A 20,184-nucleotide genomic window follows, 5' to 3' on the forward strand; every position below is an offset into this window, starting at 1 on the left:
TCCCGGCAGGTCAGTCCTTCCGTCGTTCGGGGGGCGGCAGGGTTCCGGTTTTCACACAGTGGTCCAGATACCGGAACACCAGTGCCCGATCGGCCTCAGGGCACGTGATGCCGGTGCCTTCGAGCCCGCGCAGCACGTTGTCCGCCCGGACGCGGCCCAGCGCGAGCTCCGGCTCGGCGTCTTCGCCGGCATCCAGGGAATCGAAGAACGCTCCGGTCGTCGCCGCCACGTCCGCCGAGCGGGGCAGTTCCACGCGCCACCGCGTCAGAGGGATCTGTTTGACGGCGTAGCCGTACTCCTGCACCCAGTCGTACACGTCGGCCAGGCGTACGGGGGCGACGGGGGCGTGGTTGAAGACCGTGCCGGGCGCGGCGGTCAGGGCCAGCCGTACGACGGCGCGGGCGACGTAGTCGGCGGGGGTCCACACCTCGGCGTCGAACAGCTCGGGCACGATGCCGGCGGGTATGCCGGAGGCCAGGACGCTCCACAGGAAGTCGCGCTGGTTCACCTGGCCGGTCTCCGGTGCTCCCGTCACGCGGCCCAGGCGGTGCAGGGTGACCGGCAGGCCGCGTTCGGCCGCCTGCTCCAGGAGGCGTTCGGACGCCCACTTGGACTGCTGGTAGCCGCTGACCAGCCCCGGATGCGGCGGGAAGAACGCCTCCGGTACTTCGGGGCTGCGGCTGCGGGGCGGGGCGACGGACAGCGTCGACACCAGGTGCACCGGGATCGAGCGCGCGGACGCCATCCGCAGCAGCTGACGGGTCGCTTCGGTGTTGGCGGCGCGCAGGCTGGCGTACTCGCGCATGATGCTGACCGTCGCCGCGTTGTGGATGACGGCGTCGCAGGTCTCGGCCAGTTCGGCGAACCGCTCGGCGCCGAGGCCCAGATGGGGGCGGGCGAGATCGGCCGGGACAGCGGTGATGCGTTCGCCCCCTGCGGGAAGCGGGATCTCCTGAGCGGCCAGGGCCCTACGGATGCGGTCGGTAGCCTCCTCGGGGGTGGCGGCCCGGACCGGGCAGACGATCTCGGCGTCGGTGGTACTCAGGAGTTCGGCCAGAAGGTGGGGGCCGACGAATCCGGTGGCGCCGGTGAGCACAATGGTGCGGGGCGGGCCGGCCGTACGGCGCGAGCCACCGGGCCGGATGTCGTCGTCCAGGACGGTATCGGCCAGGACCGCCCCCGGCAACACCGCCTCCGGCGACGTGGACGCGGCGGCCGGTGCGTCCGCGCGGTGCTCCAGACGGTGCGCGAGGCCGGCGGCCGTCGGGTGCTCGAAGAGCCAGGCGACGCGGACCTCCCGTCCCAGCTCGACACCGAGCCGGTTGGCGACCTGGATGGCCTGGAGGGACTGAGCGCCGAGGTCGAAGAAGTCGTCCTCGGGTGTCATGTCGTCAAGACCCAGAACCTGGGCCCAGATACGGGTGATGGCCGCCACCAGGCCGTCCCCGTCCTCGGCCGGAACAGCCCGCTCCTCCACGACCGTACGCAGAGCGTTCCTGTCGATCTTCCCTGTGCTGGTGCGGGGCAGCCGCTCGGTGAACTCCACGGCGGAGGGCACCATCGCAGGGGGCAGGACCTTCCGCAGCCCTTCTCGCACCTGGGCGGCGGTGGGCCGGGGACTTTCCGCGACGATGTGGGCGGCGAGCCGGCGCGTCCCGTCCGGCAGCACCTGCCCGACGACGGCCGCTTCGCGGATGTGCGGCTGGGCCAGCAGGGCGGCCTCGACCTCCGAGGGGTGGACACGATGTCCACTGATCTTGAATTCGTCGTCCGACCGTCCCAGGAAACGCAGTTGTCCGTCGTCACCGAGGCGCACCAGGTCGCCCGTGCGGAACGCCCTTGGCGCGCCCGGCAGTTGGGGAAGCGGCGCGAACCGGGCGTCGTCCGAGGCGTCCGCGCCACGGTAGCCCGACGCCAGTGCGTCACCCAAGAGGTAGAGCTCGCCTTTGACGACGGCGGTGCGCATGCCGGGCAGCGGAACGCCGATCGGCACGTCACCGGTGTCGGCGGGGCCGTCGTGGAGTGCGGCGACGGTGGCCACGACCGTCGCCTCGGTCGGGCCGTAGGTGTTGAACAGCTGGACGGATGCGCCGACCGCGTTCCGCCAGCGGGCGACGCGTTCGGGCAGCGCGGCCTCTCCGCCGATGATGACGGTCCGCACCCCGTCGGGCAGCGTGGTGGTGCCGGTGGAGACGGCGTAGGCCAGTTCGTGCCAGTAGGCCGTGGGAAGGTCGAGGACGCTGATGCGCAGGCGGTCGACGGCGCGCGAGAACTGCGGCACCGATTCGGTCATCTCGCGGGTACGGATGACGAGGGTGGCCCCGGTGCACAGGGTGAGGAAGACCTCCTCGACACTGGCGTCGAAGTGCAGGGGCGCGAACTGTAGGACGCGGTCCTCGCGGCGCAGGCCGTAGCGGTGCGCGGCGCCCGCGACGAAGGTGGCGAGCGCGCCGTGGCTGATCTCCACGCCCTTCGGCCGGCCGGTGGAGCCCGAGGTGTGGATGAGATAGGCCGGAGCGTTCGCCGTCGCGGCCGGGGCGAGGGGCGCCTCGGCGGCGTCTTCGAGGACGTCCAGCACAAGGGTCGGCCGGCCGGCGCAGCCATCGGCGTGGGCGCTGTCGGTGAGGACGAGCGCGGGCTGCGCGCTGTCCAGGAGCGCGTGCGTCCTCGACTCCGGCGCGTCGGGATCGAGCGGGCAGTACGCGGCGCCCGACATCAGCACGGCGAGGATCGCCGTGACGGCGTCGATGCCGCGCGGCAGGGCGACGGCCACCACCGCGCCGGGGCCCACATCGCGGGCCGAGAGTCGGCGCGCGAGCTGCCGCGCGGAACCGAACAGCTCCGCGTAGGTGATGCTCCGCCCGTCGTGCTCCACGGCGGTGGAGCCACCGCGCCTGCCGGCATGGTCGGCTATGCGGCTCAGCACCGGCCGGGCCGGGCCGGGCAGCGGGCCGCCGTCCACGATGGTGTACGCGGGCCGGCCGAGCGCACGGTCCGGCGCGGACAGGGCCTCGCGCAGCAAAGTCAGCAGGCCCTGCTGGTGCGTGGCCAGGTCCGCCATGTCGTAGAGGTCGGGGTTGGCATCGACGGCGATGCGCAGGCCGGCGCCCTCGGCGCGGTCGTACACGTTGACCGCGAGGTCGTCGACGGGCCCCGCGGAGACGTTGTGGACCGTGCTGCGGTGGCCCCCGAACCGGAGGTCGTACTCGAAGGGCATGATGTTCACGCCCGGCCCGGACAGCCGTCGCGCGCCGCCGACCAGCTTCACATCCCGCCGCAGCTGTTCGTAGCGGTACCGCTGGTGCGGGCGGCTGGCCCGGAGCTCCGCTGCCACCTTGGCGGACAGCGCCCGAAGGCCGTCCTGCTCGTCCACCGCGAGGCGCAGGGGCAGGATGTTGCGCACCATGCAGGGCACGCGCAGGGACACCGAACCGAGGCGGCCCATGGCCGGCACGCTGAGTACGACCTCGGGGGCGCCGCTGACCCGGTGGATGTAGGCGGCGGTGACCGCGAGCAGGAGATCGGACCAGGTCACCGACAAGTCGTCCGCGACGGCACGCAGGCGTTGTGTCTCGGCGGGATCCAGGTCGACGACGCGCCGCAGGAAATCGCGGGCGGGCAGCGCCTGTTGGTCGGTGAGGCTGGGGACGGCCGGGCGGTCGGCGAAGCGCCGCGTCCAGTAGGCGCGGTTCTTGGCGAAACGCTCCGAGGCGCGGTAGGCCGTCTCCTCCTGCCGGACCGACTCCAGGGTGCCGAAGCCGCTCTCGCCCAGCGGGGCGTCCCGCACCAGAGCGGTGTACACCTGCGCCACGCGGTGCGCGACCAGGGACAGGCCGAATCCGTCGAGTGCGATGTGGTGGACGCGGTGATACCAGAGGAACGCGTCGGGGGCCGTGCGCAACAAGGCGTGTCCGAAGACCAGGTCGCGTTCCAGATCGAGGGGGCGGGCGATGTCCTGGGCCATCCACGCCAGGGCCGCCTGGTGCGGATCGGCGGCGGTGGTCAGGTCGGCGATGTGCGGTTCCCACTCGATGCCGGGGACGCTCACCTGCCAGGGCCGGCCCGTCTCGTCGGTGACGAAGCGGACGTTCAGGGCCTCGGCCTCCGCCACGACATGACGCAGCGCCTTCTCGAAGACGGCCGGGTCCACCGGGCCGTGGATGTGCACATATTCGGCGGTGTTGTAGGCGGGGCTGCCCGGATCGAGGTGATGGCCGGTCCAGATGCCCTCCTGGGCGGTGAGGAGGGGGTGGCACTCGGCGTGCGGCTCAGGCGTCGGCATGCGCCGCTCCCGCCTGGCGTTCGGACAGCAGCTGCCACCACTGGCCGAAGGAGGTGCGCTCGGCGAGCTCGACGAAGCTCACCTCCGCGCCGGCGCCGCGCCAGCGCTCGGCGAGGGTGGTGATGCGCAGCGAGTCCAGGCCGGCGTCCAGGGGGTTTTCCTCCAGGTCGACCTCGTCGGGTCGCTGGTGCAGGAACTCCGCCAGATCCGCTCGGAAGGCGTCCAGCGTCAGGGGCTCAGGCATGGTGTTCTTTCTTGGTAGCCGCACGGGGTGGCGGGGGCCGGTCAGTTGACCTTGCGGTCGGCGTCGCTCCAGAAGCGGTCACGCAGCTCCCGGCGCAGGATCTTGCCGCTGGGGTTGCGCGGGACGTGCTCGATGAACTCGTAGGCGGCGGGCAGTTTGAAGGCGGCCAGGCGGTCCACGAGGAACCTGTGCAGATCCCGTGGGGAGGGTTCCTGCCCGGCCACGGGCACGACGAAGGCGTGGACCTTCTCGCCCCACCGTTCGTCCGGGGCGCCCACGATCACCGCCTCGGCCACTCCGGGGTGGCGCTCCAGGGCGTTCTCGATCTCGGCGGGGTAGACGTTCTCGCCCGCGACGAGGATCGCGTCCTTGATGCGGTCCTGAATGAAGACGTAACCGTCGTCGTCGACGTATCCGGCGTCGCCGGTGTGGATCCAGCCGTCGACCAGGGTCTCGGCGGTCTTGCCGGGCAGCCCCCAGTACTCGACCATGTGTGCCGGCGTGGCCAGGCAGATCTCACCGACGGCACCCGGCGGCAGTTCCTTGCCGTCCCCGTCGATGACCCGGCTGGCGACCCCTGGATACGGGTGGCCCGCGGCCTTCATGCGGCGGTGGCCGGGGACGTGGTCGGCGGGCGGCAGGCACACGGCGGTGTTGCCGGTCTCGGTCAGGCCGTAGATCTGGGCGAACTCGCTGCCGAACATGGCCAGGCTCTCCTCAAGCAGGGCCTCGGAGATCGGCGAGCCACCGTAGACGATCTTGCGGAGCGTGCTGAAGTCGTCCGGCCGCACGCCGGGCTCGGCCAGCATCATGCGCAGCATGGCCGGGACCACGCAGGCGGTGGTGACGCCCTTGTCGCGGATGAGGTCGATCGCCTCACGGGGGGCGAAGGCGCGCATCGCGACCACGGTGACGCCGGCGTTGAAGTTCTGGGTGGCCCACCACAGGCCGCCGACGTGGAATCCGGGGATGCCCACCAGGGCTACGTCACCGACTCGCCAGTCGATCCAGTCGAGTTGGCCGTTCGCCAGGGCGTCGCGGATGGCGAAGAAGCTCCGGTGGGCCAGGACGACGCCCTTGGGCAGGCCGGTGGTCCCACTGGTGTAGAGCTGCGCGACGGGTGTGTCGGGGGTGGGCGAGGAGGCGGGTTCGGTGTCCGGGTGGTCCGCTTTCCAGGCGACGAAGCCGTCCTGCGTGCCCAGCCTGACCACCGTCTTCGGCAACGCGGTATGCGGCAGCCGGTCAAGGACGGGGGCGAACTCCTCTTCCAGGAAAAGGAGTTCAGTTCCCGAGTCCTGGAGGATGTGGCTGACCTCGGGGGCGGTCAGCCGCCAGTTGATCGGCACCAGGACGGTCTCGCTCTTGGCGCATCCGAACAGGATCTCGTAGTAGTGCTCGGACTCCTTGCCCAGATAGGCGACGCGAGCCCCTGGCGCGGCGCCGGCGCCGCGGATGGCGTGGGCCGTGCGGCTGCTCTCCTGGTGCAGTTCGGCGTACGTGAGGTCGCGGTTCTCGCACGTGACAGCGGTGACCAGGGGACTGCGCGCGGCGTGGAAACGTGCCGTATCGACGAGGGTCTTGAGCTGAGGGTGGTGCAGCCGTTCGCCGGGTGTCCCGGGCGCGGACGGGTCGGCCATGGTCGGGTCTGCCTCTCGTGCTGCTCTCGGTCTGCCGGGTCGGTCTGCCGGGTCGGTCTGGGGGCGTGCCGCCGCCGGGCGCGGCGGCGGCACGCGGTGAGGGATCGCCGCGCGGCTAGGGGGCGTTGACAAAGGCGAGTTTCACGCTGCCGTCGCAGCGCCCGCCTCTGTCGTCCCAGTACCGGTAGGCGGTCTCGGCGACGAGCAGCGGTTCTCCGCCCGGCGAGCGCCGCTCCACGGACAAGAACTCGATCTCACCGAAGAAGGAACGGGCGTTGATGGGGCGCCGGAAGCTGCCGCTGAAGCGGGCGATCAGGATGTCCGGCAGCTGATGGCGCCAGTAGTCGTCAAGGGTCCAGCCGGCGAACTCCTCAAGAAGTCCCTCTTTCACCGCCTTCGCGACGGTGTAATACATCATCTGGTTGTAGCTGATGTTGACTTCGACGGCGTTGAGATGGCCGGTGTCGTCGATGTAGCAGGACTCCGGGATGGCCAGTTCGCAGCGTGCGGACACGAGGCTGGACCGGGTGCTCACCGCTGCGGACCGCAGGTACTTGCAGTGCGCCTTGTACGGCCGCAGAACCTGGGGCAGCAGCTCGTCGTCGTTGGCGTAGTCCTGAGCGGGCGGGTCGTGTTGGAGGGGCGTCCGCATCTCAACCAGCCCTGTCGTAGAGCTTGTGCGTGTCGTGCACGGTCACCCGGAAGGAGACGGTCGGCTCCGGGGTGGTGGTGTGCCGGGCGCGATGGATCAGGCTGCGGTTGTCCCAGACCAGGAGGTCGCCCTTCTCGAAGGTCTGGAGGTGGATGTTGGGGTGCTCGAAGGTGTCGTCGAGCTGGCCGGTCGCTTCGAAGAGGCGCTGGAGCAGGTCGCCCTCCAGCGGTTCGCCGTCCCCGTCCTCCATGCCGACGGTGAAGCCCTCGCTGATGTACAGGACCGTCTCGCCGGTCATGGGGTGGATGAACGTGCTGGGCTTGACGACCGGCGGGGTCTTCGTGTCGACCTCCTCGATGATCTCCGAGATCGGCCGGTAGACGTCCGAGGGCCGGATCTTGAAGTACTTGCGCACCGAGTGCCGGGAGAAGGTGTCCGCCACCTCCTTCTTCAGGTCCTCGGGAAGGCGTCCGTACGCCTTGCCCATGTCGATGAAGTAGGTCCCCCGGTTCTTCTCGGGTACGACCTGCGGGTAGATGAACGTGAGACCGAAGGGGTCCGGCATGAACTGGTAGTCGGCGTGCCAGAACTTCCCGGTTTTCGGCACGCCGATCTGCTTGCCGTCCTCGGGCACGTTGGAGGAGACGAATATCTCCTCGACCTCGGGGTGTTTGTACATCGGCTCGTAGTACGTCTCGGGACGGCCGAAGCGCCGGCCGAGTTCCAGGAACTGCCGGGGCGCCAGGTGTTGGTTCTTCAGGACGACGATCTTCTTGGTGTAGACGGCCGCCTTGATGGCGTCGATGTCCTCGGTGCCGGCGGACGCGTAGTCGAACCCGTCGACCGTGACGCCGATGTCCGTGCCCATGACTTCCTCGATCTGCATGATTCCTGCTCTCGGTAGGGGACTGGTGGCGGTGGTGAGCGGCGTTACTGGGCGAGCTTCGCGTCGATGAGCTCGGTGGTCGCGCCGAGCGTGAGGTCTTCCTCGAGCTCGTTGTCGTCGATGTGGACGCCGAGTTCACGCTCGATGCGCATGCTGATCTCGACCATCGTCAGAGAATCGACGTCCAGCTGGGCGAAGGTGGCATCGGGGTTGATCCGGTCGCGCGGCGCGTCGTGCAGTTTGGTGACGATGTCGACCAGCTGGTCGTAGGTGGTGGTCATGGCTCCTGCGTTCCTCCTGTGTCGTGCGGGTGGTCAATCCGGGTGAGAGCGGGCCAGGTCAGGAGGCAGGACCCCCAGGTGAGCCCGCCGCCGAAGGCGGTGAGCAGCACGCGTTCGCCCGCGTGGATGGTGTGCTTGGCGGCCGCGTCGGCCAGGGCGAGCGGGATGGACGCGGCGCCGGTGTTGCCCACCGACTCGACGTTGGTCACCAGTCGTTGCGGGGGCAGTCCGAGGTCCTCCGCCACCGCGCGCAGGATGCGCAGGTTGGCCTGGTGGGGGACGAGGTGGTCGATGTCGTCGGCCTTGCTGTCGGCCAGTGTCAGCGTGGTGCGGGCGGAGGCCGTCATGCGGGTGACCGCGTGCCGGAAGACCTCCTTGCCGCGCATGCTGAAGTAGTGGTCCTGGGCGGCGGCCGGGGCGGAGGCCGAGCGCTGTCGTGAACCGCCCGCCGCCACCATGATCAGTTCTTCGCCCGCGCCGTCGCTGCCGAGGTCGAAGTGGCCGACGGCGCCGGGTTCGTCGGCGTGGCCGGCGCGCAGGACGACGGCGCCTGCGCCGTCACCGAAGATGATCGCGTTGGTCCGGTCGTCCGGGTCGACGATCGTGGAGTAGGTGTCCGCGCCGATCAGCAGGACGCGTTCGGCCACCCGGGCCGCGATGAGGCCGGCGGCCGTGGCCAGCCCGTAGACGAACCCGGTGCATACGGCGCTGATGTCGAACGCCGCTGCTCCGGTCAGGCCGAGACGGTCGGCCACCAGGGGGGCGGTCGCCGGGCAGGAACGGTCCGGGGTGGTGGTGGCGACGACGACGGCGTCCACGGTGTCCACACCCGCGGATCGCAGGGCTCGTCGGCCTGCCTCCGCGGCCAAGTCGGAGGTGGCCTGGCCGGGTTCGGCGAAGTGGCGGCGGCTGATTCCGGTACGGGAGCGGATCCAGGTGTCGGTGGTGTCGAGCCGCTGGGAGAGCTCCTGGTTGGTCACGACACGTGGTGGGAGCCAGCCGGCGAGCCCGCACAGAATGGCAGCACGGTCGCGCGGTGGGGCGGTGGCAGGTGCGGGCAGGCTGAGGGGTCGGTCGAGAGTGCTGGACACAAGAGCTCCTGGGTCTCCCGGCATGCGTGAAGGGATGTCTGGAGTGACGGGGAAGGAACGGTTGTAGGAGAGAGGGGGAGAAGCGGGCGCGCTCAGACGTCCGCACGCCGTGGAAAGGGCAGCAGAGCCACAGCGCCGAGACCGATTCCGGCCGCGATCACATATGCGGCGCCACGAACTCCGTCCAGCAGACCGGCGGCCGTCAGGTCGTGGCTGCCCGTGCCGGCGACAGCCACCAGGACGGCAAGGCCCACGGCGCTGCCGATCTGGAGGGTGGTCGAGGCCAGGCCCGACGCGATGCCCTGGTCCTGGTCCGGGACGCCGCTGGCGGCCGTTATCCACATGCCCGTCCAGGTGGCACCCTGTCCGAGGCCGAGCAGCACGATCCCGGGCAGCAGGCGCGCGTAGGAACCGTCCGCGCTGAACGCGACGGCGAGTAGCAGGGCGCCGACCGCGCCGGTCGCCATGCCGGCCAGCAGCATGAGCCGCACACCCAGCGCGGCCACGGCTCTCTCGCCGGCCTTCGTCCCGGCGGCCACGACGAGCGCCGGGACGAGGAAGGCGGCCCCGGTGGCCATCGCGCTGTAGCCGTGCACCGTCTGGAAGTAGAGGGTCAAGAAGTACGGCAGTGAGCTGAACGTGGCGCTGAACAGCGCGGTGAGCGCCATGGCGCCGAGCAGACCGCGATGGCGGAACAAGTGCCCCGGCGTCAGCGGGGCGCGGCAGCGGGTCTCGACCAGGACGAACAGGGACAGCGAGATCACCGAGAGGGCCGCGCATATGAGGACGCCCCGGCTGCTCCACCCGGCTTCCGGCGCATGGATCAGGACGAAGACGAGCAGGGTGATGCCCGCCGTGGCGGTCAGTGCGCCCGGCAGGTCGAAGTTCCGCTGCCGGGTCAGGGCAGCGTCCGCGGGGAAGAGGAACGTTCCGGCCAAGGCGATGGCCCCGGCCAGCGGGACGTTGACGAGGAACACCGCGGGCCAGCCGAAGGCGTCGACGAGCACGCCGCCCAGCAGCGATCCGAAGCAGAGCCCGCCGGCCCCGGCGGCGCCCCACGCGGCCAGCGCCCGGTTACGGCGGGGGCCTTCCTCGTACAGGGTGTTGATGAGGGAGAGCGCGGCGGGGAACAGGAGCGAACCGCCTATGCCTTGCACCGCGCGCACCGCGACCAGCACGCCTGGGGACTCCGAAAGCCCGCCCACCAGCGAGGAGAGCGCGTACACCAGCGCGGCCACGATGAAGACCCTGCGCCGCCCCAGCAGGTCCGTGGCCCGGCCGCCGAGCAGCAGGAACCCGGCGGTCGTCACCACGTAGGCGCTGACCACCCATTGCAGATCCTGTCCCGAGAAGCCCAGCGTGCTGCCGATGCTGGGAAGGGCGACGTACACGATGTTGTAGTCGAGTGAGATGACCAGTTGCGCGGCGGCCAGGACCAGGAGCGGCAACCCGAGGCGCTGACGGGTCGGAGCAGATGGCGAATTCACTGCAGGCATTGCGGAACGATTCCCCCTAAGAATCCGTCCCCCTGAAACAGGACGGCGGCTCACCCCGGGATCGTGGCTCACATCCGTCGCCAGCCACAAGCTCTCGCCCCTCGTTTTCGGACTGGCTTGCGAACGGGTTGCAAGAATCGTTCACTTCTTCATTGAAGCTCGAACATTCGAGACGGCTGCCTGGGCAGCCGATTGTGGAACATGCCAGGTGAGCATGCGGATTGCGAAGCCGATGGGGGATTCCGGTGCGTGTGCGCGGAGCGGAGGACGGGTTCCCTATTCCACAAGTCGGCTGACAGCGACTGCTGGTTCCAGCCCTCTCGGACGAATCTTGACGCCCCATGGATGGCTGATTTCAGTGCCTTGGCAATCGAGTTGACCCCCCACCGGAGATATCGTTCAGGGCGATCCGGAGTTCAATATTTCGAAACGGCTGGGGATGCCCAATCATAGAGAGTCGGATGGCGGAGTGCCCCGGTTCCCGACAACATCCAGGTTTTTTGTCACACACCCCGGCCGAGTCATTGGTCGGGTACCCCCCTACCGTATGGACGCATGGAGAACTCGAAGCGTGTTTTTTTCGTCCCCCCGGTCTTATGGGCGTTCCTCGTGCTGCTCGTGTCATTGACGGCCGTGTCCTATGCCGTGGGACGCATGGCGGGTCCGGTGGCCCCTGGCATGCACCGCACCGTGCCGGCGTCCGGGGATTCCGAGGGGCCGGGTATGCCGGGCATGCGTGGCCTCGGACCGGTCGACCGTGAAGTCCGGGGGAGCCGATGAGCACTCCCGAACGGCATGGGACGTCCGCCGAGCCCGGTGCGACCACCGACCTGCTGGTCGGCGGAATGACGTGCGCCGCGTGCGTGGGCCGGGTCGAGAAGAAGCTGGGCCGCGTCCAGGGGGTGACGGCAACCGTCAACCTGGCGACAGGACGGGCCCGTGTCTCCCACCCCGCGTCGGTGACCGCCGCGCAGTTGATCTCCGTGGTGGAGAGCGCCGGTTACACGGCCGAACTTCCGCCGCCACCCGCCAGCGAGCAGCACGCGGGCGCGGCAGGCGAGCAGCCGAAGGCCCGCGCGGGCGTCACGGACGGGGCCCGTCTGCTGATCACGGCGTTGCTCGCGCTGCCCGTGCTCCTGCTCTCCATGGTGCCGTTCCTCCAGTTCACCTACTGGCAGTGGCTGTGCTTCAACCTGGCTGTTCCGGTGGTGTGCTGGAGCGCGAGGCCGTTCCACGAGCGGGCCATGAAGGGGCTGCGGCATGCCACGGCGACCATGGACACGTTGATCTCCCTCGGCGTGTTCGCCTCGTTCGCCTGGTCCGCGTACGCCCTGTACTTCGGCGGCGCGGGCCAGCCGGGCATGCGCATGGCGTTCAGTCCGGTGCCCGAGGCCGGCGGCGGGAGCGCGCATCTGTACCTGGAAGCGGCCGTGAGCGTGCCGCTGTTCGTGCTGGCCGGCCGCTACCTGGAGGAACGTGCCAAGCGGGGAACCGGATCGGCGCTGCGCGCGCTCGCCGAAATCGGCGCCAAGGACGTCGAGTTGCGCGAGGGTGACCAGGGCCGGCGAGTCCCGGTCTCCGCGCTCCGGGTCGGCCAGGAGTTCCTGGTACGACCGGGTGAGAAGGTCGCCACGGACGGGGTGGTCACCGACGGCAGCTCCGCTCTTGACCTGTCACTGGTGACCGGTGAGAGCGTGCCGGCGGAGGTCGGGCCGGACTCGGCCGTGGTGGGCGGCGCCGTCAACGCCGGCGGGCTGCTTGTGGTCCGGGCCACCGCGGTCGGCGCCGACACACAACTCGCCCGGATCACCCAGCTGGTGAGCGACGCCCAGGCCGGAAAAGCGCGCATCCAGCGACTGGCCGACGCCGTCGCGGGGGTCTTCGTACCCGCGATCGTGACCGTGGCCTGCACGGTACTGGGGTTCTGGCTCGGCGCCGGGGCGGATCCTTCGGCCGCCGTGACCGCGGCGGTCGCCGTCCTGGTCGTCGCGTGTCCCTGCGCACTCGGCCTGGCCACCCCGACCGCCTTCATGGCCGCGACCGGGCGTGGCGCGCAGCTCGGCGTCCTGCTTCGCGGCCCCGAAGTGCTGGAACGGCTGCGGCACATCGACACCGTCGTCTTCGACAAGACCGGCACCCTCACCACCGGACGCATGTCTCTCGGCGGCACGACGGTGGTGGCCGGGGAAGACGTGGGCAAGGTCCTCCGCCTGGCGGGGGCGGTCGAGCACGGCTCCGAGCATCCCATCGGCCGCGCCATCGCCGCCGCTGCCCGCCAGGCCGCGGACGCCGGCCGGCTGCCCCCGGTGGCCTGCTTCCGTGCCGTTCCCGGACTCGGTGTCCGAGGCCGGGTCGACGGCCACGAGGTCGCCGTGGGCCGCCCGCGGCCCGACGCCGCACTCCCGGAGGCGCTGCAACGCGCCGTGGACGACGCGCACGCCGCCGCTCGCACCGCCGTGGTGGTCGAGAGGGACGGCCGCTCAGTCGGTGTCCTCGCGGTCGGCGACACCCTGCGGCCCTCCAGCTACTCCGCCGTACGGCACCTGCGCAAACTGGGCATAGAGCCCATCCTGGTGACCGGCGACGGACCGGCCGCCGCCCGTGCCGTGGCCGAGCAGGTCCGTATCGACAAGGTGCACGCCGAGGTCACCCCGGAGGGCAAGTCCGCCATCGTGGCCCGACTCCGCGACGAGGGGCGCCGGGTGGCGGTCATCGGCGACGGCGTCAATGACGCGGCCGCGCTGGCCTCTGCCGACCTGGGCATCGCCATGGGAGGCGGCACCGACGCGGCGATCGGCGCCGCCGACATCACCCTCGTACGCGAGGACATGCAAGCCGTGGTCGCGGCCGTCCACCTCACGCGCAAGACCCTGAGCACCATCCGCGCCAACCTCATCTGGGCCTTCGGCTACAACCTCGTCACTGTGCCGCTGGCCGCCACCGGCTGGCTCAACCCGATGTTCGCCGCCGTGGCGATGTCCGCCAGTTCCGTCCTGGTGGTCGCCAACAGCTTGCGGCTGCGCGCCTATGCGCCACCCGGACACCGCTACCGCTCCACATCGGCGTCCGCCTCCGCCGGTAAGGGCGGTCCGACACCACCGTCCGCGGCGGACGGCGGCGCCACCTCGCCCCTGGAGGACATTCGATGAGTTCCCCCCCTTCCGCCGCCCCGGCCGAACACTCCTCACCGCCCTGGCACCGTATGACGGCCGGCGCGCTCAGCGCCGCTCTGGTACCTGTGGTCACGTGCGTGACGGCCTTGCTGCTTCTGACGGCCTATACGACGACGGGTGCGGCGGGTGACGCGCCGGCAAGGATCAGCGTCAGTAACGCCCGCATCTTCGTGCCGCCCAACTCCGAGAACACGGCCGCCTTCTTCGACATCAGCAACACCGGGGCCTCCGACGACGTGCTGACGTCCGTTTCCTCGCCGCAGCTCGGCGCGGTCATGCTGGGCCGGCGGGTCAAGAAGGACGGAGCGGGATACATGGAACCGTTGGGCAGCCTCACGATCCCGGCCCGAAGCAGCGTGCGGATGACCCCCTACGGCGTCGACGTCATGGTCGCCGATCCGCCGGAGCTGAAGGCGGGGGACACGGTCCGCTTCGACCTGTTCTTCCGTGACTCCGGCCGGGTGAGCGTGGAGACGGTGACCGTGCCGGTGCGGTCGTGACGAGGAAGAGCGGCCCTCGCGTTCCCCTCGGAGTCACCCCTCACCCATCAGCTTGCGGATCTCGGTGACGGCCGCGACGAGCGCCTTCCGCTCGGGGACGGTGGTCTCCGGGTGCCACAGATCGACCAGCAGGCACGTACGTGGACGCGTGCCTTTGTTCCACGCCTCGTGCTCGAAGGAGTAGTCGAAGAGCAGGCACTTGCCCTCCTCCCACGACCGCGTCTCGCCCGCGACCGTGATGCCGCATCCCTCGGGGATGTCGACCGCCAGGTGCAGGTTGATGCTGAAGTTCCACAGGTCACAGTGGGGAGCGATGGCCGCGCCGGGCAGCAGGGTCGAGAAGTGGGACTCCAGCAGGGGACAGAGCTTCCCGGTGTCGACCGCCTGCTCCTTCAGCACCCGGAAGGCGGTCGGCACCGTGCCGGCCGCCTCCTCCACCAGGCCACCCTTGCGGAAGAGATAGAGAGCCTGCCAGTCCGTCTGGCGCGTGAGGTAGTGCTCGTAATCCGAGAACGCCTCCCGCCGGGCGCCCCAGGCGGCCTCCAACTCCTCCCTTATCGTCGCGTGGTTCGTCTCCAAGGCACGTACCACAGGTGCCAACTCGGGGTGGCTGTATGGATCGTGCCAGGCCTGCTGGGAAACTCCCGGTAAAATCCACTTGGCTCCCTTCTGCAGAGGATGGCGATCCCCCTTTCCCGCCGCCAGCATCTGCTCAACCCGGGCGATCGAATCCGTTCCGTACTCGCCCTTGATGGCGGCGAAGGCTACGTCTATCTCCGGGGTCATAAAATCTCCACGATGTCGAGCTTCACAGTCTCCGCATACGGTGTGGAGGCTACCGAGGACGTGCCCATCCCGTCTCCGAGGAAAGAGCACGGTGTGGCCGGATCGGGGGCACGGCAGACGGTGCGCGTGGTGCGATGCGCCGGTAGTGCTTCCGGTGCTCCGGAAATTCGACTGTCACCGGGAACTGGGGGACGCCGTGAGCCGACTCCCTCAAGGGAATGGCGTGCGCTGCCAGTTGAGTTCGACCAGTTGAGTTCGAGTGGGATCGCTAGGGCGGGGGAGACGCGATTTTCCTACTCGGCCGCGCAGATCTCAACCCTTTGAGAGCCGCGACCGCTTCTCGGCGCCGGACCGGGGCGGGCGCGTACCGGCCGGGGCGGGTGCCCGAAACGCCGGCAGACGGCGCGTAGCCGGTGTTCGGTGTTCGGTGTTCCGGTTCACGCTTTCACTGCCCGACAGTCCGCCCAGGGCCCTGCCGCGGGTCCGGCACGCCCTCGTCCGCAGCGCTCTCCTGGAAGTCCGCCACCGCCGCCCCGTGCTCATGGGCCCACTGCGTGAGCACAGCGATCGGTTTCACCAGCGTGCGGCCCAGGTCGGTCAGGACGTACTCAACCTTCCCGGCCTCGGCGCGGCGCTCGACCAGGCCGTACCCCTGCAATCGCCGCAGTGTCTGAGTCAGCGCCTTCCGCGACACCCCGCCGATCAGATCGATCAACTCGCCGTGTCTGCACGGCTTCCGGCTCAGCGCGAACAGCACGACCACCGCCCATTTGTCGGCGATGATCTCGATGGCCAGCCGCGCGGGACAGTCCGCGAGGAAGACGCTGCCGGAGTACTCACGCATGCCTCGACGGTAACCGGGGGTGAGGAACCCGGAGGTACCCACTTCCTCACTAGCGTCCACGACGGAAGCTGCCGAGGAGGGGAAGCGGATGAGGGAAGAGACCGCCTGGCCGGGCGGGCGGAAGGTCGCCGCCCTGGTCACCGTCGCATTGGAGCTGTGGTCGCCGGGGCACTGGCCTGCCTACGCGCCGATGGCGGCGGCGTGGCCGCTGTCCGGCGTCGATGACACGCACAGCACCTCCTGGGTGGATTACGGCGTCACGACCGGCATCTGGCGACTGCTCGACGTCCTCGGTGACCTGCCCGCCACCGTCGGAGTCAGTGGACTCGTGGCCGAACGGCACCCCGAGACCGTCAGGGCGGTACATGAGGCGGGTCATGAGATCGCCGCGCACTCTTGGGCCCAGGACGTGGTGCCCGCGCTGCTCGACGTCGATGCCGAGCGGTCCACCATCCATCGCTGCACCGACGTCCTGCACGGTGTCACCGGCGTCCGTCCTACGGGGTGGATGAGCCCGCGTGCCAACGGTTCCCGGCACACGGTCGATCTGCTCGCAGAGGCCGGCTACCGCTGGACCGGCGACCACAGCGATCACGACCTTCCCCGGGTCCTGTCTACCGCCCACGGCCCCGTGGTCTCGTTGATGCACAGCGACCACTCCGACGTCCGCGACGCGGCTGCCGGACCGTACGCCTACCGCGACCTGCACCGTGAGCTGCTGAACCAGACGCTCGCCGCCCCCGGACCCGGCGTCTTCCGCCTGACCGTCCACGCCCACGTCGGCGGCCGGCCACTCCTGGCGGGGATGGTCGGCCAGATCCTCGACGACCTACGGGAGAGCGACGACGTCTGGGTCGCCACCCACGCGCAAGTGACCGACCACATCCTCACGCACCAGGGACGTACACCGTGACCCACATTCTCGTGGTCGGCGGGACCGGAGCCATGGGCAGCCGGGTGATCCGGCGCCTGTTGGCCACCACCGACGCCACCATCACTGTGCCCACCCGCCACCCGGAGTCCGCGCACGCCATCCGACTCGCCGGGAGCGCGCCCGGCCGCGTGCGTTTGGTTGCTTCGAACTCGCAGGCCCGGGAGGCCGGTGGGGCCCGTGAGGCCCGGGGGGTCCGCGAGGCGCGGGAGGGCCGGGAGGGCCGTGAGCCCTTGGAGGCCCGGGAGGCATTGGAGGACCTGGAGGTCCTGGAGGACTTGATGGGGGAGGCCGAGTGCGTATTCGCCAACACCGACTTCCCCTCGTGGCGCTGGACGACATCGCCTGGTTCGCCTGCCACATGTTCGTCCACTGGCAGTCCTGGGGCGCCCGGGACCTCGCGGTGATCGGCGACAGCCTCTCCGGCGACGAGATCGCCGCGACCTTCGCTCGCGTCACGGGAGTCCCCAGCACCTACCTCCCGATGCCGCACGCCGAACTGCACGCGGTGGTACCCGAGTTCAGCCACGACTACGCCGCGATGTTCCAGTTCTTCGCCGACCGTGACGTCTACACCCAGGACCGCGACATCAACCTTCTGCGCCGACTGCACCCCGGGCTGATGACCTTCGAGGGACTGGCTGCGGCACACAGGCTGGAAGGGATGAGACCTACCGTCCTCCTCGGCATCCGGCATCCGGCAACCGGCCTCGGTTGTCCTCGCCCAAACCGCCGGGTCTATGTCTTCGACCATCTCGGCTTCGGGCAGTCCGACCAGCGCGAGGGCCAGGACCTGAGCCTGACGGCGCACGCGGGAAACTTCGCCCGGCTCCTCGACCACTGGGAGCTGCCTCGCCCCAGCGTGGTCGCCCACGACATCGGCGGCGCCGTGGCCCTTCGTACGCTGCTGCTGGAAAAGCGGAGCTACCGGGACCTGACCCTGTTCGACGCCGTGAGCGGTGGTGAGTGGGAGCGTGGCCTCTTCCAGCTCATCCTGGAGCACGCGGACGTCTTTCATCAGCTCCTGGACTACGCTCATGAAGCCCTGGTCGCCAGTCACATCCGGCACGCCACGCACGTGGGGCTCCGTCCGGAAGTCCTCGACGCGCATCTCGCACCGTGGCGGGGCGCCGACGGGCAAGCGGCGTTCTACCGCCAGTACAGCCAGATCAGGCAGGCCGACACCGCCGCGTACGAGAGGCTGCTGGGAACGATGACGTTGCCGGTACGCATCATCTGGGGCCGCGAGGACCGCATCCTGCCCCCGGAGTACGCCGAGTGGCTGCACGCGCGCGTTCCCCACGCCGAACTGCACTGGATCGACGGGGCGGGCCACCTCCTCCAGGAAGACGCACCGGGCCGGCTCACGGCCCATCTCGTCCAAGGCGGCGCCCCTGGACGCGACGCATGCCGGGTGGATCCGAGGGGAAATTGAGCGGCGGGAACCTCCGGGTACGCGGTACGGTGCGCCGATGTCGACGATCAAGAAGTTCCAAGTCACCTTCGACTGCGCCGACCCGGAGCGCGTCGCGCGTTTCTGGTGTGAGGTATTGGGTTACGTCGCCCCTACTCCACCGGAGGGGTTCAGCACCTGGGACGACTACAACCAGACCCTGCCTCCCGCGGAGCGCGGATCCTGGTTCGCGTGCAGCGACCCCACGGGTGAGGGGCCGCGCCTGTACTTCCAGCGCGTCCCCGAAGGCAAGACCGCCAAGAACCGGGTGCATCTCGATGTCCGGGTCGGCACGGGTCTCGTGGGAGACGCGCGCCTCGCCGCGCTGGAAGCGGAGTGCGAGCGACTGGTCGCGCTGGGCGCGACCCATGTGCAAACGCTGTATGCCGACGGGGTGAATGAGTCGTGCATCCCCATGCTGGACATCGAGGGCAACGAGTTCTGTATCGACTGATGAGCGCGCTCGGATCGCTTCGGGCCACAACGCTGGGGCTGTTGGCGCGCGATGCGCCGGTCCGCCGTGGCCGGGTGCCTCTTGAGCGCGGGTTGATCAGGTGTGGGATTGCCGGGTGCTTCTCGTCGGCCCGATCACGCTCGGTTTGGGCTGCGAGGAGCTTGAGAGCCGTACGAAGACGCTCGACCGCTTTTTCGGCAGCGGCGCATCGACCGACGTACCGGTCCCGGGCCAGATGGACCCGCGGCGTGGTGACCCGTCTCCTGCTCACCGTGCAGGACGATGTCGATGTCTTCGTACACCTCAGCCCAGTCCACGCCCTCGCCCACTCATGCAAGGAGCGCATGAACCGCCGTACCGCCTCACCGTGGTGTGAGGACGTCCACGGGCGTGTGGGGACGGACGGGTCCTTGGTGCGAACGGGATCGGCTCGTGCTGAGCGGCCAGCGGAGTTGTGCGTGCCGTTAGCACGTCGTCCACCTCAACTCGCACCACGTAGTTGCGCCGTTGTCGCTGACACTCCTGTCAGTCTCGGGCGCATCGCCGGCTTCTTGTCAGAGCCGCGTGGTTGGGTGGCTGCATCCTTGAAGGAGGACAACGTGACTGATCTCAAAGCGGAGTTGCACCGCAAGCTGCGGGCAGGACGGGCCGGTCTGCTCTCCAAGTTGGAGGGGCTCACCGAATACGATATGCGCCGACCCATGACGCCCACCGCCACAAACCTGCTGGGCTTGGTCAAGCATCTGGCGAGCCTTGAGTACGGGTACCTCGGCGAATCGTTCGACCGGCCGGCACCGGAGCCGCTGGCCTGGATCGACGACGGTTCAGTCTGGGAAGGCGCGGATATGTGGGCCAGACCCGATGAGTCCAGCAAGTACATCATCGGGCTCTATCAGCGTGCCTGCGCGCATGCCGACCGGACCATCGCGGATCTCGCGCTCGAAACCCCGGGCCACGTGCGGCACTGGCCCGAAGACCGCCGGGCCACTACCTTGGGCGTGCTGCTCGTCCGCATGGTCTCCGAGACTGCCCAGCATGCCGGCCACGCCGATGTCCTGCGAGAGCTCATCGACGGCAAAGCCGGGCCAGATCACGACGGCTTCGGCGACGATGCCAAGTGGCGGCAGTATCACGCCCGCATCCAGGCGGCGGCCGATACCCACCGCGCGCAAGATTCGTTGTGATCGCCCTATCTTCGATAAGACCCGAGGACACCTGCCCGTTTGTCTGCCAGTGCCGTCTGCCACGGTCCGCGCCAGGTGGCGGACCCTGCCGCCCGGGAAGATCGCGGTGATCGTCCTGGCTGTGCCGCGCCACGACCAGCGCCTGGCCGACATGGCCGGCGGCAACAACGTGTCCGAGTCGACCGTCCGCCGCTGGCGCGACGAGCTGGTTGCCCTGCTCGCCGCGCAGGTGCCGCGCTTGGGCCGCGCCCTGAAGAAGGTCGCCCGGCAGGGCGGGGAGGTGGTCCTGA

16 protein-coding genes are annotated in these 20,184 nt (G+C 69.7%); 6 read left to right on the plus strand and 10 right to left on the minus strand.

The window, feature by feature from the left end:
• Window positions 1-10: 10 nt before the first annotated feature.
• The 8 genes from ACFYM2_RS24880 to ACFYM2_RS24915 form a co-directional block, all read right to left on the minus strand.
• Window positions 11-4,282, minus strand: a complete 4,272-nt coding sequence (locus tag ACFYM2_RS24880) for an amino acid adenylation domain-containing protein (RefSeq protein ID WP_388839163.1) — start codon at window positions 4,280-4,282, stop codon at window positions 11-13.
• Window positions 4,269-4,526, minus strand: coding sequence for a phosphopantetheine-binding protein (locus tag ACFYM2_RS24885; RefSeq protein WP_359005242.1), 258 nt, complete (start codon window positions 4,524-4,526; stop codon window positions 4,269-4,271). The genes ACFYM2_RS24880 and ACFYM2_RS24885 overlap by 14 nt, the downstream gene beginning before the upstream one ends.
• 41 nt (window positions 4,527-4,567) lie before the next feature.
• On the minus strand, window positions 4,568-6,163 hold the full coding sequence (locus ACFYM2_RS24890; protein ID WP_388839166.1) for a long-chain-fatty-acid--CoA ligase: 1,596 nt from the start codon (window positions 6,161-6,163) through the stop codon (window positions 4,568-4,570).
• Between the two features lie 115 nt (window positions 6,164-6,278).
• Window positions 6,279-6,815, minus strand: coding sequence for an FcoT family thioesterase (locus ACFYM2_RS24895; RefSeq protein WP_359005237.1), 537 nt, complete (start codon window positions 6,813-6,815; stop codon window positions 6,279-6,281).
• Window position 6,816: 1 nt separating this feature from the next.
• A complete protein-coding gene (locus ACFYM2_RS24900; protein WP_388839169.1) occupies window positions 6,817-7,701 on the minus strand; it encodes a TauD/TfdA dioxygenase family protein in 885 nt (294 codons plus the stop codon).
• 44 nt (window positions 7,702-7,745) lie between these two features.
• Window positions 7,746-7,982: an acyl carrier protein gene (locus ACFYM2_RS24905; RefSeq protein WP_350228360.1), complete on the minus strand. Its 237-nt coding sequence runs from the start codon at window positions 7,980-7,982 to the stop codon at window positions 7,746-7,748.
• A complete protein-coding gene (locus ACFYM2_RS24910) occupies window positions 7,979-9,043 on the minus strand; it encodes a beta-ketoacyl-ACP synthase III (protein ID WP_388839420.1) in 1,065 nt (354 codons plus the stop codon). Before ACFYM2_RS24910 ends, ACFYM2_RS24905 begins: the two co-directional genes overlap by 4 nt.
• Before the next feature lie 122 nt (window positions 9,044-9,165).
• A complete protein-coding gene (locus ACFYM2_RS24915) occupies window positions 9,166-10,569 on the minus strand; it encodes an MFS transporter (protein ID WP_388839172.1) in 1,404 nt (467 codons plus the stop codon).
• A 776-nt stretch (window positions 10,570-11,345) separates the two neighbouring features.
• On the opposite strand from ACFYM2_RS24915, the gene ACFYM2_RS24920 reads away from it, so the two are divergent.
• Both ACFYM2_RS24920 and ACFYM2_RS24925 read left to right on the plus strand, forming a co-directional pair.
• Window positions 11,346-13,718 (plus strand): heavy metal translocating P-type ATPase, encoded by a 2,373-nt coding sequence (locus ACFYM2_RS24920; RefSeq protein WP_388839176.1) that lies wholly within the window; start codon window positions 11,346-11,348, stop codon window positions 13,716-13,718.
• Window positions 13,715-14,242 carry a copper chaperone PCu(A)C gene (locus ACFYM2_RS24925; protein WP_359005225.1) on the plus strand — a complete coding sequence of 176 codons (528 nt, stop codon included), beginning with the start codon at window positions 13,715-13,717 and terminating at the stop codon, window positions 14,240-14,242. The genes ACFYM2_RS24920 and ACFYM2_RS24925 overlap by 4 nt, the downstream gene beginning before the upstream one ends.
• Window positions 14,243-14,275: 33 nt before the next feature.
• Here ACFYM2_RS24925 and ACFYM2_RS24930 read toward each other — a convergent pair whose 3' ends face one another.
• A complete protein-coding gene (locus ACFYM2_RS24930; RefSeq protein WP_359005223.1) occupies window positions 14,276-15,028 on the minus strand; it encodes an aspartyl/asparaginyl beta-hydroxylase domain-containing protein in 753 nt (250 codons plus the stop codon).
• Window positions 15,029-15,473: 445 nt separating this feature from the next.
• The gene (locus tag ACFYM2_RS24935; RefSeq protein ID WP_388839181.1) at window positions 15,474-15,872 is read right to left on the minus strand and encodes a winged helix-turn-helix transcriptional regulator; all 399 of its coding nucleotides are present in this window, start codon (window positions 15,870-15,872) and stop codon (window positions 15,474-15,476) included.
• Between the two features lie 88 nt (window positions 15,873-15,960).
• On the opposite strand from ACFYM2_RS24935, the gene ACFYM2_RS24940 reads away from it, so the two are divergent.
• The 4 genes from ACFYM2_RS24940 (at window position 15,961) to ACFYM2_RS24955 (ending at window position 19,894) form a co-directional block, all read left to right on the plus strand.
• The gene (locus ACFYM2_RS24940) at window positions 15,961-16,785 is read left to right on the plus strand and encodes a polysaccharide deacetylase family protein (RefSeq protein ID WP_388839184.1); all 825 of its coding nucleotides are present in this window, start codon (window positions 15,961-15,963) and stop codon (window positions 16,783-16,785) included.
• Window positions 16,786-17,098: 313 nt separating this feature from the next.
• Complete coding sequence (locus ACFYM2_RS24945) at window positions 17,099-18,238, plus strand: alpha/beta fold hydrolase (RefSeq protein WP_388839187.1); 1,140 nt, start codon at window positions 17,099-17,101, stop codon at window positions 18,236-18,238.
• A 37-nt stretch (window positions 18,239-18,275) separates the two neighbouring features.
• Window positions 18,276-18,710: a VOC family protein gene (locus ACFYM2_RS24950; RefSeq protein ID WP_359005210.1), complete on the plus strand. Its 435-nt coding sequence runs from the start codon at window positions 18,276-18,278 to the stop codon at window positions 18,708-18,710.
• Between the two features lie 599 nt (window positions 18,711-19,309).
• Entirely contained in the window at window positions 19,310-19,894 is a 585-nt protein-coding gene (locus ACFYM2_RS24955; RefSeq protein ID WP_388839190.1) for a DinB family protein, read from the plus strand.
• Window positions 19,895-20,184: the final 290 nt, after the last annotated feature.

Origin of the sequence: Streptomyces sp. NPDC006711 (genome assembly GCF_042869775.1) — a bacterium.
Taxonomy (GTDB): Bacteria; Actinomycetota; Actinomycetes; order Streptomycetales; family Streptomycetaceae; genus Streptomyces.

What these genes read in the sequence shown, in the direction of transcription:
- ACFYM2_RS24880 (WP_388839163.1), bottom strand. Translation starts at nt 4,282, where the DNA reads ATGCCGACGCCTGAGCCGCACGCCGAGTGCCACCCCCTCCTCACCGCC.
- ACFYM2_RS24885 (WP_359005242.1), bottom strand. Translation starts at nt 4,526, where the DNA reads ATGCCTGAGCCCCTGACGCTGGACGCCTTCCGAGCGGATCTGGCGGAG.
- ACFYM2_RS24890 (WP_388839166.1), bottom strand. Translation starts at nt 6,163, where the DNA reads ATGGCCGACCCGTCCGCGCCCGGGACACCCGGCGAACGGCTGCACCAC.
- ACFYM2_RS24895 (WP_359005237.1), bottom strand. Translation starts at nt 6,815, where the DNA reads ATGCGGACGCCCCTCCAACACGACCCGCCCGCTCAGGACTACGCCAAC.
- ACFYM2_RS24900 (WP_388839169.1), bottom strand. Translation starts at nt 7,701, where the DNA reads ATGCAGATCGAGGAAGTCATGGGCACGGACATCGGCGTCACGGTCGAC.
- ACFYM2_RS24905 (WP_350228360.1), bottom strand. Translation starts at nt 7,982, where the DNA reads ATGACCACCACCTACGACCAGCTGGTCGACATCGTCACCAAACTGCAC.
- ACFYM2_RS24915 (WP_388839172.1), bottom strand. Translation starts at nt 10,569, where the DNA reads ATGCCTGCAGTGAATTCGCCATCTGCTCCGACCCGTCAGCGCCTCGGG.
- ACFYM2_RS24920 (WP_388839176.1), top strand. Translation starts at nt 11,346, where the DNA reads ATGAGCACTCCCGAACGGCATGGGACGTCCGCCGAGCCCGGTGCGACC.
- ACFYM2_RS24925 (WP_359005225.1), top strand. Translation starts at nt 13,715, where the DNA reads ATGAGTTCCCCCCCTTCCGCCGCCCCGGCCGAACACTCCTCACCGCCC.
- ACFYM2_RS24930 (WP_359005223.1), bottom strand. Translation starts at nt 15,028, where the DNA reads ATGACCCCGGAGATAGACGTAGCCTTCGCCGCCATCAAGGGCGAGTAC.
- ACFYM2_RS24935 (WP_388839181.1), bottom strand. Translation starts at nt 15,872, where the DNA reads ATGCGTGAGTACTCCGGCAGCGTCTTCCTCGCGGACTGTCCCGCGCGG.
- ACFYM2_RS24940 (WP_388839184.1), top strand. Translation starts at nt 15,961, where the DNA reads ATGAGGGAAGAGACCGCCTGGCCGGGCGGGCGGAAGGTCGCCGCCCTG.
- ACFYM2_RS24950 (WP_359005210.1), top strand. Translation starts at nt 18,276, where the DNA reads ATGTCGACGATCAAGAAGTTCCAAGTCACCTTCGACTGCGCCGACCCG.